The following is a 263-nucleotide window of genomic DNA, read 5'->3' as shown; positions in this document are numbered from 1 at the left end:
TCTTTAGAAATATTGATTCCTGTGGTTTCTAAATCGAAAAAACAAATGGGTTTTGTTAGGTTGAGTTGCATTTATGACGCTTTTAAAAATTTATTTGGTTGATATGCAAAAATAGAAAAACCCAACCACATAATGAGTAGTTGGGTTTTGTAAGTTTATTTTTATGTTTAAATTTCTCTGTTACTATCCCAAGCTTCTAAATAATCTTTAACTGCTTTTACAAACATACCACCTAATGCGCCGTTAACCACACGGTGATCATA

1 protein-coding gene is annotated in these 263 nt (G+C 30.8%); it reads right to left on the bottom strand.

The genetic code is table 11. The features are described 5' to 3' along the window. Positions 1 to 167 precede the first annotated feature (167 nt). Positions 168 to 263 (bottom strand): 2-oxo acid dehydrogenase subunit E2 (locus FUA24_RS00445; RefSeq protein ID WP_148539594.1); only part of this gene is annotated, 96 nt, incomplete at its 5' end.

The sequence above is a fragment of the Seonamhaeicola marinus genome (assembly GCF_008085455.1).
Note: the sequence above shows the minus strand (reverse complement) of the source record. Positions and strands in the feature narration are given on the sequence as shown.